Consider the following 13810-nt stretch of genomic DNA (forward strand, 5'->3'; position numbering starts at 1 on the left):
AATGGCTAGATCATTAAAAAAAGGACCATATATTGATTTCCGACTTGAGAAGAAAGTTGATAATATGACTGATTCCGGTAAGAAGTCTGTAATAAAGACATGGTCAAGAAGATCCATGATTTCTCCTGATTTTGTAGGTCACACGTTTGCAGTGCACAATGGTAATAAGTTTATACCTGTTTATGTAACTGAAAATATGGTAGGACACAAATTAGGTGAGTTTTCTCCAACGAGAAACTTTAGAGGTCATATTAATAAGAAAGATAAAGGTAAGAGATAATGGAAGCTATTGCTAAGTTAAATAATGTACCCACATCACCTCGAAAAATGAGGATGGTAGTAGATCTTATCAGAGGAGAAAAAGTGAATCGTGCTTTGAATATCCTTAAATTTGAATCTAAGGTTGGAGCTGCGAAGGTTGAGAAGCTTTTACTTTCAGCAATCGCTAATTGGCAGCAAGCTAATTCCGAAGTTGATTTGGAGGAAGCTAATCTGTTCGTTAAGGAAGTGAGAGTAGATGGTGGTCGTATGCTTAAGAGATTAAGACCGGCACCTCAAGGTAGAGCACATCGTATTAGAAAACGATCTAATCATGTTACTTTAATCGTTGATAGTGCTCCTGAAGCAGTTAATGCAGTAGTAGAATCTGAAAACTCCGAAAATAAAAAATAGATGGGACAAAAAGTTAATCCTACCGGTTTTCGTTTAGGTATCGTAAGAGGTTGGGAATCCAACTGGTACGGTGGAAAAGGTAATGCTTTTTCTGAAAAACTAATTGAAGACCACAAGATAAGGGAATATATCCTGGCACGAATCCCAAAAGGAGGGATCTCTAAAATTGTTATCGAAAGAACTTTAAAGAGAATTACTCTTACTATTCACACGGCTCGTCCGGGTGTAGTAATTGGTAAGGGTGGTAGTGAAGTTGATAAATTGAAAGAAGAGCTTAAGAAGTTGACCAGTAAAGATGTTCAGATAAATATATTTGAGATCAAAAGACCGGAACTTGATGCTAAATTAGTCGGTGAATCAATCGCACAGCAATTAAAGGCTCGTATTTCATACAGAAGAGCTATGAAACAATCAATTGCTTCTGCAATGAGAGTTGGAGCTCAGGGTATAAAAATCAAAGTTTCCGGCCGTTTAGGTGGTGCTGAGATGGCTCGTACTGAGATGTATAAAGAAGGTAGAATTCCTTTGCATACGCTTAGAGCAGACATTGATTATGAAGTTTCCGAAGCAAATACTATTTATGGTATAATTGGTATCAAGGTTTGGGTTTTCAAAGGAGAAATTTTTGGTAAAAGAGATTTGTCTCTTAATGTTGGTGCCGCTGCTGCACAAACTAAAGGAAATGCTCCTGGCCCTGGAAATAATAGAAGAAGTGAACGTCCTAAAAGAAAGAGAAAATAATCCTTTCTTAGTATAAAGATAATATAAGATGTTACAGCCGAAAAGAACGAAATTTAGGAAGAAGCAAAAAGGTAGAGTAAAAGGTATTGCCCAAAGAGGTCATACTATAGCTTTCGGTAGTTTTGCTTTGAAATCGCTTGAGCCGGGATGGATTACCAGCAGGCAAATTGAAGCCTCCAGGATAGCCATGACTCGTGCGATGAAACGTCAGGGACAGGTTTGGATTAGAATATTTCCAGACAAACCAATTACGAAAAAACCAGCAGAAGTACGTATGGGTAAAGGTAAAGGAGCTCCGGAATATTGGGTGGCAACTGTTAAACCGGGTACCATTATGTTCGAGGCAGGTGGTGTGCCGATTGAGTTAGCTCAGGAGGCATTAAGATTAGCTGCACAAAAGCTACCTTTAAAAACTAAGTTTACAGTAAGAAGAGATTACGCAGAAAATTAATCGTCATGAAAAATTCAGATATCAAAAAATTATCTATTGACGAGCTCAAAGAGAATATTAACAATGAAGCGCAGAAGCTTCAGAAGTTTCAGTTTGCTCATGCTATTTCACCTATAGAAAACCCTATGCAAATTAGGGTAACTCGTAAGACAATAGCAAGATTGGAAACTGAACTAAGGGTTAAAGAACTTGCTAAATAATTGCTAAGATGGAAAGAAACCTTAGAAAGGAAAGAATAGGGCTTGTTGTCAGCAACAAAATGGAGAAATCCGTAACTGTTTCAGTTGAAAGAAAAGTGAAACACCCTATATATGGTAAGTTTTTGAAGAAAACTACCAAATTTATGGCTCATGATGAGACCAATGATTGCAATATCGGAGATAAAGTGAAAATTGGTGAAACCCGTCCTATGAGCAAAAATAAGAGATGGAGATTAGTAGAAATCATAGAAAGAGCTAAATAACCATGATACAACAAGAATCAAGATTAAGTGTTGCGGATAATAGTGGTGCCAAAGAGGTGCTTTGTATTCGCGTCCTGGGAGGTACGAAAAAAAGGTATGCTACTATAGGAGATAAGATTATTGTAAGTGTCAAATCTGCTCTTTCATCTAGTAATCTTAAGAAAGGAACTGTTTCTCGTGCAGTAGTTGTAAGAACTAAAAAGGAGATAAGAAGAAAAGATGGTTCATATATCCGTTTTGAGGACAATGCTGCCGTTCTTCTGAACCCTAACGATGAACCAAGAGGTACTCGTATTTTTGGTCCTGTAGCAAGAGAATTGCGTGTGAAGCAGTTTATGAAAATAGTTTCCTTAGCACCTGAAGTATTATAATTATGGAAAGGAAGAAAAATAAACAACAAAAGTTCCATGTTCGAAAGGGAGATACTGTAAAGGTTATTTCTGGTAATTCGAAAGGAAAAAGTGGTAAGATATTAGAAATGTTAGGTGAAAAACAAAAAGCACTTGTTGAAGGTGTTAATATTGTAACCAAACATAAAAAACCATCTGCCACTAGTCCTGAAGGTGGAATTGAAAAAATTGAAGCTCCTATTCACATTAGTAACTTAATGTTGGTAGATCCTGCTACAGGTGAGGCTACCAAAACTGGTAGAAAAGTGGATGATAAGGGTAAATTACAAAGATTTTCTAAGAAAACAGGGGAGGTAATTAACAATGGCTAATCCAAGATTAAAAGATATATATATCAGTGAAATTATTCCTGCTTTAAAGGAGAAATTTCAATATAAGTCAATAATGCAAGTGCCTAAGTTGGAGAAAATTGTTATCAACAAAGGTATTGGTGCTGCGACTGCTGACAAAAAATTAGTTGATATAGGAGTAGAAGAATTGTCTACTATTTCTGGTCAAAAAGCTATGCCCACAATTGCCAAAAATTCAATCTCGAATTTTAAGTTAAGGGAGGGCATGCCAATCGGTGCTAAAGTTACTTTAAGAGGAAGTAAAATGTACGAGTTTCTTGACAGATTATTGTCAGTAGCGTTACCTCGTGTACGTGACTTTAGAGGAGTGAAAGATAAAGGCTTTGATGGAAGAGGTAATTATACACTTGGTATCAAAGAACAAATTATTTTCCCTGAAATAAGCATTGAGAAAGTTGCTGCAATTTCAGGAATGGATATAACATTTGTCACTACAGCAAATACAGATGAAGAAAGCTTTGAATTATTGAAAGCTTTTGGAATGCCGTTTGCAAGTAAAAACAATAACTAATCATGGCTAGAAAAGCAGTAATTGCCAGAGAGAGAAAAAGAGAGAAAACGGTTGCCAAATATGCAACTAAACGTGCCGAATTAAAAGCTAATGGCGACTATGAGGCACTTGATAAATTACCAAAAAATGCTTCTCCAGTAAGATTACACAATAGATGTAAATTGACTGGGCGACCTAAAGGTTATATGAGGAAATTTGGTGTTTCCAGAGTAACCTTTAGAGAAATGGCTTCAAGTGGTAAAATTCCGGGAGTCACTAAAGCTAGTTGGTGATTTTTTATTAGTAAATTTTAATTAACAAAATATTTTCTTATCTTTGCAGGCCTGTTTCGGCAGAGGTATTAAAATTATTAATATTATAAGAAATGGTAACTGATCCAATAGCTGATTATTTAACAAGGGTTCGTAATGCTATTAAAGCAAAACATAGAATCGTTGAAGTACCGGCCTCTAATCTTAAAAAGAGTCTGACAAAAGTGCTTCATGAAAAGGGTTATATCTTGAATTATAAATTCGAGGAGACTAGCGCCCAAGGAAGTATTAAAATTGCATTGAAATATGATCCTGTTAGTAAAACCTCTGCCATTACAAAACTGGAGAGGGTATCTAAACCAGGTTTAAGAAAATATTGTAATTCAGAGGAATTACCTAGAGTATTAAATGGTCTGGGTATCGCTGTTTTATCTACTTCCAATGGTGTAATTACCGATAAGGAAGCAAGGAATTTGAAAGTTGGTGGTGAAGTTTTGTGCTACGTATATTAAAAAATTGAAATGTCACGAATAGGTAAAAGTCCGATTAATTTGCCACAGGGTGTAACCCTGGAGATTGCCAAAGATAATTTAGTAACTGTTAAAGGTTCTAAAGGTTCTTTACAGCAACAGGTCAATCCTGCAATAAAAATGTCTGTTGAAGACAATGTGGTAAGCCTTGAGAGACCAACTGAATCTAAAAGACACAAAGCGATGCATGGTCTTTACAGAGCGCTTTTAGCCAATATGGTTGAAGGAGTATCTGAAGGGTACAAGAGAGAGTTAGAGTTAGTAGGTGTTGGTTACAAAGCTGTTGTTCAGGGTAACGTTTTAGAATTAAATGTTGGGTATTCCCACAGTATTTTCTTAGGGTTGCCAGATGAAATCAAAGTAACTGCTGAAACTGTTAAAGGTCAAAACCCAAAGATTACTCTTGAAAGTATTGATAAACAACTTATCGGCCAGGTAGCTGCTAAAATTAAATCCTTAAGGTCAGTTGAACCTTATAAAGGAAAAGGTATTCGTTTTGTTGGTGAGTATATTAGACGTAAAGCAGGTAAGACTGCCGCTAAATAATAATAAGAATGGCTATTAATAAAACAGATAGAAGAGCTAGAATAAAAAAAGGAATTCGTAGGAAAATATCAGGTACATCTGATATTCCTAGATTAACTGTTTTTAAAAGCAACCGTGCAATATATGCTCAAATAGTAGATGATCTTAAAGGACATACACTTGCAGCTACTAATTCTATTGAGTTAGGCGCAAAGAGTAACGCGGATTTAGAGACTGCCGCTAAGGTAGGTGAATCATTAGCTGCCAAGGCTAAGGATGCCGGTATTAGCACTATCGTCTTCGATAGAGGTGGTTACAGGTTCCATGGTAAAGTTAAAGCATTGGCGGACGGTGCTCGTAAAGGTGGCTTAAAATTTTAATTATATGTCTCAGAGTAATATTAAATCTGTAAAAGCAAGCGAAATTGACCTTAAAGAAAAGGTTGTTGCAATAAAAAGAGTAGCTAAAGTTGTAAAAGGTGGTAGAAGATTTAGTTTTTCAGCTATCGTTGTTGTCGGAGATGGCAATGGTGTGGTTGGGTATGGATTGGGCAAAGCCAACGAAGTTACTGATGCAATAACAAAAGGTATAGATGATGCAAAGAAGAACTTGGTGAAAGTTCCTATTTTGAAAGGTACTGTTCCTCATGAATCTTTAGGTAAATATAGTGGTGGTTTTGTGTTGGTTAAGCCGGCTTCACCTGGTACAGGTGTAATTGCAGGTGGTGCGATGCGTGCTGTTTTTGAAAGTGCTGGTGTACACAATGTATTGGCTAAGTCTAAAGGATCTTCAAATCCACACAACGTGGTAAAAGCAACTTTTGATGCACTAACTAAAATGAGAGATCCATTTACTGTAGCAAAAGACAGAGGAATATCATTATCTAACGTATTTAACGGATAATAAAGATGGCAAAGACAATAAAAGTAACTCAAATTAGAAGCGTCATCGGAAGACCGAACGATCAAAAATTAACTATTCAGGCTTTAGGTTTGGGTAGAATTAATAGGACGGTTGAAAAGACTGCTACACCTCAAATAGAGGGAATGATAAGAAAAGTAAGTCACTTGGTCACTGTAACTGAAGGATAAAATGAAATTACATACATTAAAACCTGCAGAAGGTTCAACAAAAGATCGTAAGCGTATAGGTAGAGGACAAGGTTCTGGTTCTGCCGGTACAGCTGGAAGAGGACATAATGGAGCTCAGTCTCGAAGTGGTTACTCAAGAAAAGCTGGTTTTGAAGGTGGTCAAATGCCACTTCAAAGACGTGTGCCTAAGTTTGGATTTAACAATCCAAATAGAGTGGAATATAAAGCTATTAACTTAAGTGATCTTCAAAGTTTACATGAGAAATTAAATGTAGACACCATTGATGCTGCTCTATTAAAAGAAAGTGGCCTTGCTGGAAAAAAAGACTTAGTTAAAATTTTAGGGAACGGTGAACTAAAGGCTAAATTAACTGTAACGGTTAATGCTTATTCTAAATCTGCTATTGAAGCGATTGAGAAAGCTGGAGGAACTGCATCAACATTATAATATGAATCGTTTTTTTTCTACCATAAAGAATATATTTTCTATCGAAGAACTTCGTGATAGGATTCTGAATACCATTGGTTTCTTAATCATATTCCGTTTAGGTTCTTTCGTAGTTTTACCCGGTGTAGATCCAAGTAAATTATCCGGTGATGCACAAGGTGTTTTCGGTTTATTGGATTCTATCTTAGGTGGAGCATTTTCTAATGCCTCCATTTTTGCATTGGGTATTATGCCTTATATTTCCGCAAGTATTGTTATACAGTTGCTTACAGTTGCTGTTCCTTACTTTCAGAAATTGCAAAAGGAAGGAGAGTCAGGTAGAAAGAAAATTACACAAATTACCAGGGTTTTAACAATTGCTATCACATTTGTGCAGGGAGCAGGCTATGTAGCAGGTGCTATTCCGGCTGAAGCTATTATGATGAGTCAGACATTCTTTACCATTACTTCTGTAATTGTATTGACTTCAGGAACCATCTTCTGCATGTGGCTAGGTGAAAAAATCACAGATAAGGGAATTGGAAATGGTATTTCCATGCTTATAATGATTGGAATTATATCAAGTTTCCCTCGTGCAATAGTATCGGAAGCAATATCATTGGGCATGAGTGGCTTATTGTTCTTTATATTGGAAATTGTAGCATTATTCTTTGTAGTAATGGTAACAGTAATGTTAGTACAGGCTACACGAAGAATACCTGTTCAATATGCTAAACAAGTTGTAGGTGGTAGAGTATATGGTGGACAAAGACAATACATTCCTTTAAAAGTGAATGCTTCAGGTGTAATGCCTATTATCTTTGCACAGTCGTTAATGTTTTTACCTGCCTTATTAGCTAATCTATGGTCTGATGAAAGTGATACAGCATCTTATATAGGTAATGTGTTTTCTGATTTCCAGAGCTGGCAGTATAACCTGACTTTTGCATTGCTCATCATTATTTTCACATTCCTTTATACGGCTATTACTATTAATCCTAGCCAAATAGCGGATGATATGAAACGTAATGGAGGGTTTGTTCCTGGAATTAAGCCTGGGAAACAGACTTCTGACTTTATAGATAATATATTAACTAAAATAACATTGCCAGGCTCTATATTTTTGGCACTCATAGCAATATTACCAGCCTTTGTGGCCAGAGCCGGAGTAGGAGTTTCATTCTCTCAATTTTTTGGTGGAACGTCACTTATTATTATGGTAGGTGTTATTTTAGATACATTACAACAAATTGAGAGTTATTTACTGATGCGTCATTACGAAGGTATGATGAAGTCAGGTAAGTTAAAAGGTAGATCATCGCAGACAAGTGCGGTAGCATAAAAATTAATTATGGCAAAACAAAGTTCTATAGAGCAAGATGGTACGATAACCGAAGCCTTGTCGAATGCAATGTTTCGCGTTGAGTTAAGTAATGGTCATGAGGTGATTGCACATATTTCCGGTAAAATGAGGATGAATTATATTAAGATTCTTCCCGGAGATAAAGTAAAATTAGAGATGTCCCCCTATGATTTAACAAAGGGTAGAATCGTTTATAGATATAAATAAGGCGAATATGAAAGTTAAAGCTTCAATCAAAAAAAGAAGTGTTGACTGTAAAGTGATCCGAAGAAATGGCAAACTTTACGTGATCAACAAAAAGAATCCACGTTTCAAACAAAGACAAGGGTAATTATGGCAAGAGTTTCCGGTGTAGATATTCCTGATAATAAAAGGGGAGCAGTATCATTGACTTATATTTTTGGTATTGGTAGAAGTTCTGCTCTAAAAATTTTAGAGCAAGCAGGTATTGATGAACATAAAAAAGTAAGTGAGTGGACTGAAGATGAGGCCAATTTGGTACGAAACATCATCAGTGAGAATTTTAAGACTGAAGGTGTTCTTAAATCTGAGGTACAAATGAGTATCAAAAGATTGCTAGACATTGGTTGTTATAGAGGATTGCGTCATAGAAAAGGTCTTCCTTTGAGAGGTCAAAGAACCAAAAACAATTCCCGTACCAGAAAAGGTAAGAGAAAGACTATTGCTAATAAAAAGAAAGCTACTAAGTAATTAATAGATCATGGCTCAAAAAAGAAAAGATAAAGCTAAAAAGAGAGTAGTAAATGTTGAGGCTATTGGACAAGCGCATATCAAGGCATCGTTCAATAATATCATTGTTTCCTTGACTAATTCTACTGGACAAGTAGTTTCGTGGGCATCAGCTGGTAAAATGGGTTTTAAAGGATCCAAAAAGAATACTCCTTATGCTGGACAGGTTGCTGCTCAAAATGCTGCTCAAACTGCTTATGATTTAGGCTTAAGAAAAGTAGAAGTATTTGTTAAAGGTCCGGGTGCAGGAAGGGATTCTGCCATCAGAACCATTCAAAATACTGGTATTGAGGTAACAGTTATTAAGGATGTGACTCCGTTACCACACAATGGATGTCGTCCTCCTAAAAGACGTAGAGTTTAATATACAGTCAAAGATATTTAAGAAATGGCAAGATATAAAGGTCCAAAATCCAAAATAGCTAGAAGGTTCAATGAGCCTATTTTTGGTGCTAGTAAAGCGCTTACTAAAAAAGCTTATCCTCCTGGTCAGCACGGACGTGGAAGAAGAAGAAAGCAATCTGAATATGCTATTCAGTTGATGGAAAAGCAAAAAGCTAAATATACTTATGGTGTATTGGAAAAGCAATTTGCTAATCTTTTCGAGAAAGCTTCCGGGAAAAAAGGTATTACTGGTGAAGTATTGTTGCAATTATTGGAGTCCAGATTAGATAATATTGTATTTCGTTTAGGTATTGCTCCTACTCGTAGGGCTGCAAGACAATTTGTGTCGCACAAACATATATTGGTAAATGGAGAAATTGTAAATGTTCCTTCGTATCAAGTACAGGAAGGTGATACAATTGGTGTGAGAGAAAAATCTAAATCATTGGAGGCTATTACTGATAGTCTGTCACTGAATTCGGTATCTAAATATTCTTGGATGGAATTCGATAAATCTTCTATGACAGGTAGATTTGTAAATGTTCCTCAAAGAGAAGATATACCGGAAAACATTAATGAGCAGCTTATAGTTGAGTTGTACTCTAAGTAATTAGTCAAATAATAGAAAATTTTATAATATGTCCATTTTAGCATTCCAAATGCCTGAAAAGGTTGCAATGGAAAAAGCAGATGATTTTCACGGGCTTTTTACATTCAAACCATTAGAAAGAGGTTATGCAGTTACCGTTGGTAATGCATTGAGGAGAATCTTATTGTCTTCCTTGGAGGGATATGCGATAACAGGTATTAAAATACCTAGTGTATTGCACGAATTCTCTTCCATTGAGGGTGTAGTTGAAGATGTTTCTGAGATTATTCTTAACCTTAAAATGGTTCGTTTCAAGAAAATTTCGGAAAGCGCTGATAACAAATTAACAATTTCATTGAAGAATCAGAAGGAATTCAGAGCTGGTGATATCAACAAATTCACTTCAGCGTATGAAATTCTTAACCCTGATTTATTGATTTGTCATATGGATGAGTCTGTAAACTTTGAAATGGAAATGACCATTGAAAAGGGAAGAGGCTATTTATCTTCTGAAGATAATAAAAATGGTGAGCAATCAGTGGGTTATATAGCTATTGATTCCATCTTTACGCCTATTAAAAATGTGAAATACAGTGTTGAAAATACACGTGTTGAGCAGAAAACAGATTATGAACAATTAGTTTTGGATATCGAAACTGATGGAAGTATTCATCCTGAAGTAGCTTTAAAAGGAGCTGCTAATATTTTGATAAAACACTTTATGTTGTTTTCTGATCAGAATATGGTATTGGATGCAGGTGGATCTGACGAACCTGAAGCGGTGGATGAGGAAATGCTTCACATGCGTAAATTATTGAAAACTGCATTGAATGATTTAGATCTTTCTGTAAGAGCTTATAATTGTTTGAAAGCAGCAGATGTTAAATCATTAGGTGATTTGGTTGGCCTTGAAATTTCTGATATGATGAAATTTAGAAATTTCGGTAAGAAATCTCTTGCAGAACTTGAGCAACTTGTGGCTGACAAGGGACTTACTTTTGGAATGGACCTATCCAAATACAAACTTGACGAAGAATAAGGAAAATGAGACACGGTAAGAAATTTAACCATTTAAGTAGAACGGCTCCTCATCGTAAAGCGATGTTAGCCAATATGGCTTCTTCTTTAATAGCCTCTAAGAGGATAACTACTACGGTAGCAAAGGCAAAAGCTTTACGTCAATATGTGGAACCATTGTTGACAAAATCGAAAGAAGATACTACCCACAATAGAAGAATTGTTTTTTCATACTTGAAAAACAAGGAGTCTATAAAGGAATTATTTGATGAGATAGGAGCAAAAATTGCTTCCAGACCAGGTGGATATACCAGGATTATCAAATTAGGTTCTCGATTGGGAGATGATGCAGAAATGGCATTGATTGAATTGGTGGACTACAATGAAAATCTTTTAGGCGAAAAAGCTGAGAAGAAAAAGCCAACTACTCGTAGAAGTAGAAGAGGTGGTGGTTCTAAAGAGACTGCTGAAAAGAAATCCAATGATGTTGAGGCTAAAGATGACACTGAGAAAAAATCAAAAGCCAAGAAATCTGAAGCTAAGGAAGTAAAAGCAGAATCATCTGAAGATTCTGACGCAACTGCAACTGAGCCAAAAGCTAAGAAAGCGGAGGATAAAAAGTCTGAGGATTCTGATGATAAAAAAGAAGATGCATAAATATCTTTTTAAGAGATTTAAATTAATTATTAAAAGGGATTGGATTTATATTCAATCCCTTTTTTTTTATTTTTGTTTCGTGAAATTCACTTTGTCGAGCAAGTAGTTGCTTTAAATAGTTAACTTAATTATCAAACTAAATATAAATGAAATATATTAATAAGACTGATGCTGTTTTATTATTAGAGGATGGAACGGTTTTTAGAGGGAAATCCATTGGATTTCATGGTACCAGAGGCGGAGAAATTTGCTTTAATACAGGCATGACCGGCTATCAGGAAGTTTATACAGATCCATCCTATTATGGCCAGATAATGGTAAATACCAATGCCCATATAGGTAACTATGGAACAATGATTGATGAAACCGAATCAGGTTCACCGAAGATATTTGGGGTTGTAATTAATTCTTTTTCTGAAAATTTTAGTCGGTTTACAGCCGATGGTAGTTTACAGTCTTATCTGGAGCAACATCAAATTCCCGGGATTTGCGATGTAGATACACGTTCAATTGTTCGCCATATACGCGATAAAGGTACAATGAACTGTATTATCTCTTCCGAAATTCATGATATTTCTGAACTACAGAAGCATCTGGATGAGGTTCCTTCCATGGAGGGACTGGAACTTTCTTCTAAAGTGTCTGTAACGGAACCATATGAAATAGGTGAACCTGGCGGTATTAAACTGGTAGTGATGGATTATGGTATCAAAACAAGTATCTTAAACCAATTGGCTGGTCGTGGGTTTCATTGTAAAGTGTACCCGGCAAAAACTAAATTTGAAGAGACTGAGAAATGGGAACCTAATGCTTACTTTCTGTCCAACGGACCGGGAGACCCGGCTGTAATGGATTATGCCATTGAAACAGCCAAACAAATTATAGACAGTGACAAACCTTTATTTGGTATTTGTCTCGGACATCAGTTAATTGCAAAAGCAAACGGCATAGGTACGTATAAAATGCATAATGGACACAGGGGATTAAATCAACCCGTTAAAAATCTATTGACAGGAAAAGGTGAAATAACATCACAAAACCATGGGTTTAGTGTTGTCTCAGAGGACGTGGATAAATCTGAATTAGTAGAAATTACACATATTAATCTTAACGATAATACAGTTGAGGGATTGAAAATGAGGAACAAAAAAGTTTTCTCAGTTCAATACCACCCAGAATCATCACCGGGACCTCATGATTCCCGTTATTTATTTGACCAGTTTATTTCATTAATCAACTAATAAAACTATGAGTATAATCGAAAACATTCACGCAAGACAAATTTTAGATTCCAGAGGCAATCCCACAGTTGAGGTTGAGGTTTTTACAGCCAACGGTGGCTTTGGTAGAGCTGCAGTACCTTCAGGTGCCAGTACAGGTATTCATGAAGCTGTAGAGCTTAGGGATAAGGAAAAGTCTGTTTACATGGGTAAAGGAGTATTGAAAGCAGTTAACAATGTGAACACTACGATTGCTGAAGAATTAATTGGGTTTTCCGTTTATGAGCAAAACCTGATCGATAAATTAATGATTGAACTGGATGGTACTGATAATAAATCAAAATTAGGTGCCAATGCGATATTAGGAGTTTCTATTGCAGTGGCCAAAGCAGCTGCTCAATTGAGCAACCAGCCATTATACAGATATATTGGTGGAGTAAATGCCAATACTTTACCTGTCCCAATGATGAATATCCTGAATGGTGGTAGTCATGCGGATAATAAAATTGATTTTCAGGAATTTATGGTAATGCCTGTAAATGCCGATTCTTTCTCTCAGGCTTTGCATATGGGAACTTCTGTTTTCCATCATTTGAAAGAAGTATTGAGAAGCAAAGGTTTATCGACTAATGTGGGTGACGAGGGTGGTTTTGCTCCCAATATAGAATCTAATGAGCAGGCTATTGAAGTGGTATTAACAGCCATCGAGAAAGCAGGTTACAGGCCTGGGGAAGATATTTATATTGCCATGGATGCCGCTGCATCTGAATTTTATGATGGCAATAAAAAGAAATATGTTTTTGGTAGTACAGGTGAAGAGCTTACTTCTGAGGAAATGGTAGCTTATTGGAAAACTTGGTGTGATAAATATCCTATCTTGTCTATTGAAGATGGTATGGATGAAGATGATTGGAATGGTTGGGAGAAATTGACAAGGGAAGTTGGCAGGACCGTACAACTAGTAGGAGATGATTTGTTTGTAACAAATACTAAAAGATTACAAAAAGGTATTGATGAAAAGATCGCCAATTCAATCTTGATCAAAGTAAATCAAATTGGCACTTTAACTGAGACGATCAATGCAATAAGAATGGCGGATAAAGCTTCTTATAAAAATATTATTTCGCACAGATCAGGTGAAACTGAAGATACTACTATTGCAGATTTGGCAGTAGCCATGAATTCAGGACAAATTAAAACTGGTTCAGCTTCCCGTTCCGATAGAATGGCTAAGTATAATCAATTACTTAGAATTGAAGAGGAATTAGGTGAAATGGCTTATTTCCCTGGTATTAATTTCTAATTGAACAATTAAGTGGTTTAGAACCATTTAAATAGGTTCTGGAAAGTCACATTTATTAAAAATGTGACTTTTTTCTTTTTTATAGCGTAGATATCTTTAAACATT

26 protein-coding genes are annotated in these 13810 nt (G+C 36.0%); all 26 read left to right on the plus strand.

Annotated elements, in window-relative coordinates; all coding sequences use genetic code 11:
- Position 1: 1 nt before the first annotated feature.
- Positions 2-280: a 30S ribosomal protein S19 gene (gene rpsS, locus JKA74_RS19405; RefSeq protein WP_201432906.1), complete on the plus strand. Its 279-nt coding sequence runs from the start codon at positions 2-4 to the stop codon at positions 278-280.
- Positions 280-672 carry a 50S ribosomal protein L22 gene (rplV, locus tag JKA74_RS19410; protein WP_201432907.1) on the plus strand — a complete coding sequence of 131 codons (393 nt, stop codon included), beginning with the start codon at positions 280-282 and terminating at the stop codon, positions 670-672. Before rpsS ends, rplV begins: the two co-directional genes overlap by 1 nt.
- Complete coding sequence (gene rpsC / locus JKA74_RS19415; RefSeq protein ID WP_201432908.1) at positions 673-1413, plus strand: 30S ribosomal protein S3; 741 nt, start codon at positions 673-675, stop codon at positions 1411-1413.
- Between the two features lie 28 nt (positions 1414-1441).
- Positions 1442-1864, plus strand: a complete 423-nt coding sequence (gene rplP / locus JKA74_RS19420) for a 50S ribosomal protein L16 (protein ID WP_188461119.1) — start codon at positions 1442-1444, stop codon at positions 1862-1864.
- Positions 1865-1869: 5 nt separating this feature from the next.
- Positions 1870-2064 (plus strand): 50S ribosomal protein L29, encoded by a 195-nt coding sequence (rpmC, locus tag JKA74_RS19425; RefSeq protein WP_201432909.1) that lies wholly within the window; start codon positions 1870-1872, stop codon positions 2062-2064.
- A complete protein-coding gene (gene rpsQ, locus JKA74_RS19430) occupies positions 2064-2327 on the plus strand; it encodes a 30S ribosomal protein S17 (protein WP_407659077.1) in 264 nt (87 codons plus the stop codon). The genes rpmC and rpsQ overlap by 1 nt, the downstream gene beginning before the upstream one ends.
- Positions 2328-2329: 2 nt before the next feature.
- Positions 2330-2698 carry a 50S ribosomal protein L14 gene (rplN, locus tag JKA74_RS19435; RefSeq protein ID WP_201432911.1) on the plus strand — a complete coding sequence of 123 codons (369 nt, stop codon included), beginning with the start codon at positions 2330-2332 and terminating at the stop codon, positions 2696-2698.
- Between the two features lie 2 nt (positions 2699-2700).
- Entirely contained in the window at positions 2701-3048 is a 348-nt protein-coding gene (gene rplX, locus JKA74_RS19440; protein WP_201432912.1) for a 50S ribosomal protein L24, read from the plus strand.
- Positions 3041-3598 carry a 50S ribosomal protein L5 gene (gene rplE / locus JKA74_RS19445; protein WP_201432913.1) on the plus strand — a complete coding sequence of 186 codons (558 nt, stop codon included), beginning with the start codon at positions 3041-3043 and terminating at the stop codon, positions 3596-3598. The genes rplX and rplE overlap by 8 nt, the downstream gene beginning before the upstream one ends.
- 2 nt (positions 3599-3600) lie before the next feature.
- Positions 3601-3870 carry a 30S ribosomal protein S14 gene (gene rpsN, locus JKA74_RS19450; protein WP_201432914.1) on the plus strand — a complete coding sequence of 90 codons (270 nt, stop codon included), beginning with the start codon at positions 3601-3603 and terminating at the stop codon, positions 3868-3870.
- A 92-nt stretch (positions 3871-3962) separates the two neighbouring features.
- Positions 3963-4361, plus strand: coding sequence for a 30S ribosomal protein S8 (rpsH, locus tag JKA74_RS19455; protein ID WP_201432915.1), 399 nt, complete (start codon positions 3963-3965; stop codon positions 4359-4361).
- Between the two features lie 9 nt (positions 4362-4370).
- Complete coding sequence (gene rplF, locus JKA74_RS19460; RefSeq protein WP_201432916.1) at positions 4371-4925, plus strand: 50S ribosomal protein L6; 555 nt, start codon at positions 4371-4373, stop codon at positions 4923-4925.
- 8 nt (positions 4926-4933) lie between these two features.
- Positions 4934-5284, plus strand: coding sequence for a 50S ribosomal protein L18 (gene rplR, locus JKA74_RS19465; protein ID WP_201432917.1), 351 nt, complete (start codon positions 4934-4936; stop codon positions 5282-5284).
- Between the two features lie 4 nt (positions 5285-5288).
- Positions 5289-5807: a 30S ribosomal protein S5 gene (gene rpsE / locus JKA74_RS19470; RefSeq protein WP_201432918.1), complete on the plus strand. Its 519-nt coding sequence runs from the start codon at positions 5289-5291 to the stop codon at positions 5805-5807.
- A 5-nt stretch (positions 5808-5812) separates the two neighbouring features.
- Positions 5813-5995 (plus strand): 50S ribosomal protein L30, encoded by a 183-nt coding sequence (gene rpmD, locus JKA74_RS19475; RefSeq protein ID WP_201432919.1) that lies wholly within the window; start codon positions 5813-5815, stop codon positions 5993-5995.
- 1 nt (position 5996) lies between these two features.
- The gene (gene rplO / locus JKA74_RS19480) at positions 5997-6443 is read left to right on the plus strand and encodes a 50S ribosomal protein L15 (protein ID WP_201432920.1); all 447 of its coding nucleotides are present in this window, start codon (positions 5997-5999) and stop codon (positions 6441-6443) included.
- Position 6444: 1 nt separating this feature from the next.
- A complete protein-coding gene (gene secY / locus JKA74_RS19485; RefSeq protein WP_201432921.1) occupies positions 6445-7764 on the plus strand; it encodes a preprotein translocase subunit SecY in 1320 nt (439 codons plus the stop codon).
- 9 nt (positions 7765-7773) lie between these two features.
- Positions 7774-7992: a translation initiation factor IF-1 gene (gene infA, locus JKA74_RS19490; RefSeq protein ID WP_013455172.1), complete on the plus strand. Its 219-nt coding sequence runs from the start codon at positions 7774-7776 to the stop codon at positions 7990-7992.
- A gap of 7 nt (positions 7993-7999) precedes the next feature.
- Positions 8000-8116, plus strand: a complete 117-nt coding sequence (rpmJ, locus tag JKA74_RS19495; protein ID WP_188461156.1) for a 50S ribosomal protein L36 — start codon at positions 8000-8002, stop codon at positions 8114-8116.
- 2 nt (positions 8117-8118) lie between these two features.
- Complete coding sequence (rpsM, locus tag JKA74_RS19500) at positions 8119-8496, plus strand: 30S ribosomal protein S13 (protein ID WP_201432922.1); 378 nt, start codon at positions 8119-8121, stop codon at positions 8494-8496.
- Between the two features lie 10 nt (positions 8497-8506).
- Positions 8507-8899 carry a 30S ribosomal protein S11 gene (gene rpsK / locus JKA74_RS19505; RefSeq protein WP_201432923.1) on the plus strand — a complete coding sequence of 131 codons (393 nt, stop codon included), beginning with the start codon at positions 8507-8509 and terminating at the stop codon, positions 8897-8899.
- Between the two features lie 24 nt (positions 8900-8923).
- Positions 8924-9529 (plus strand): 30S ribosomal protein S4, encoded by a 606-nt coding sequence (gene rpsD / locus JKA74_RS19510; protein ID WP_201432924.1) that lies wholly within the window; start codon positions 8924-8926, stop codon positions 9527-9529.
- A gap of 28 nt (positions 9530-9557) precedes the next feature.
- Entirely contained in the window at positions 9558-10547 is a 990-nt protein-coding gene (locus JKA74_RS19515) for a DNA-directed RNA polymerase subunit alpha (RefSeq protein ID WP_201432925.1), read from the plus strand.
- Positions 10548-10552: 5 nt separating this feature from the next.
- On the plus strand, positions 10553-11182 hold the full coding sequence (gene rplQ / locus JKA74_RS19520; RefSeq protein ID WP_201432926.1) for a 50S ribosomal protein L17: 630 nt from the start codon (positions 10553-10555) through the stop codon (positions 11180-11182).
- Positions 11183-11328: 146 nt separating this feature from the next.
- A complete protein-coding gene (carA, locus tag JKA74_RS19525; protein ID WP_201432927.1) occupies positions 11329-12423 on the plus strand; it encodes a glutamine-hydrolyzing carbamoyl-phosphate synthase small subunit in 1095 nt (364 codons plus the stop codon).
- 7 nt (positions 12424-12430) lie between these two features.
- Entirely contained in the window at positions 12431-13705 is a 1275-nt protein-coding gene (gene eno, locus JKA74_RS19530; protein WP_201432928.1) for a phosphopyruvate hydratase, read from the plus strand.
- Positions 13706-13810 lie beyond the last annotated feature (105 nt).

It is taken from the genome of Marivirga aurantiaca (genome assembly GCF_016679925.1).
GTDB classification, from domain to species: Bacteria; Bacteroidota; Bacteroidia; order Cytophagales; family Cyclobacteriaceae; genus Marivirga; species Marivirga aurantiaca.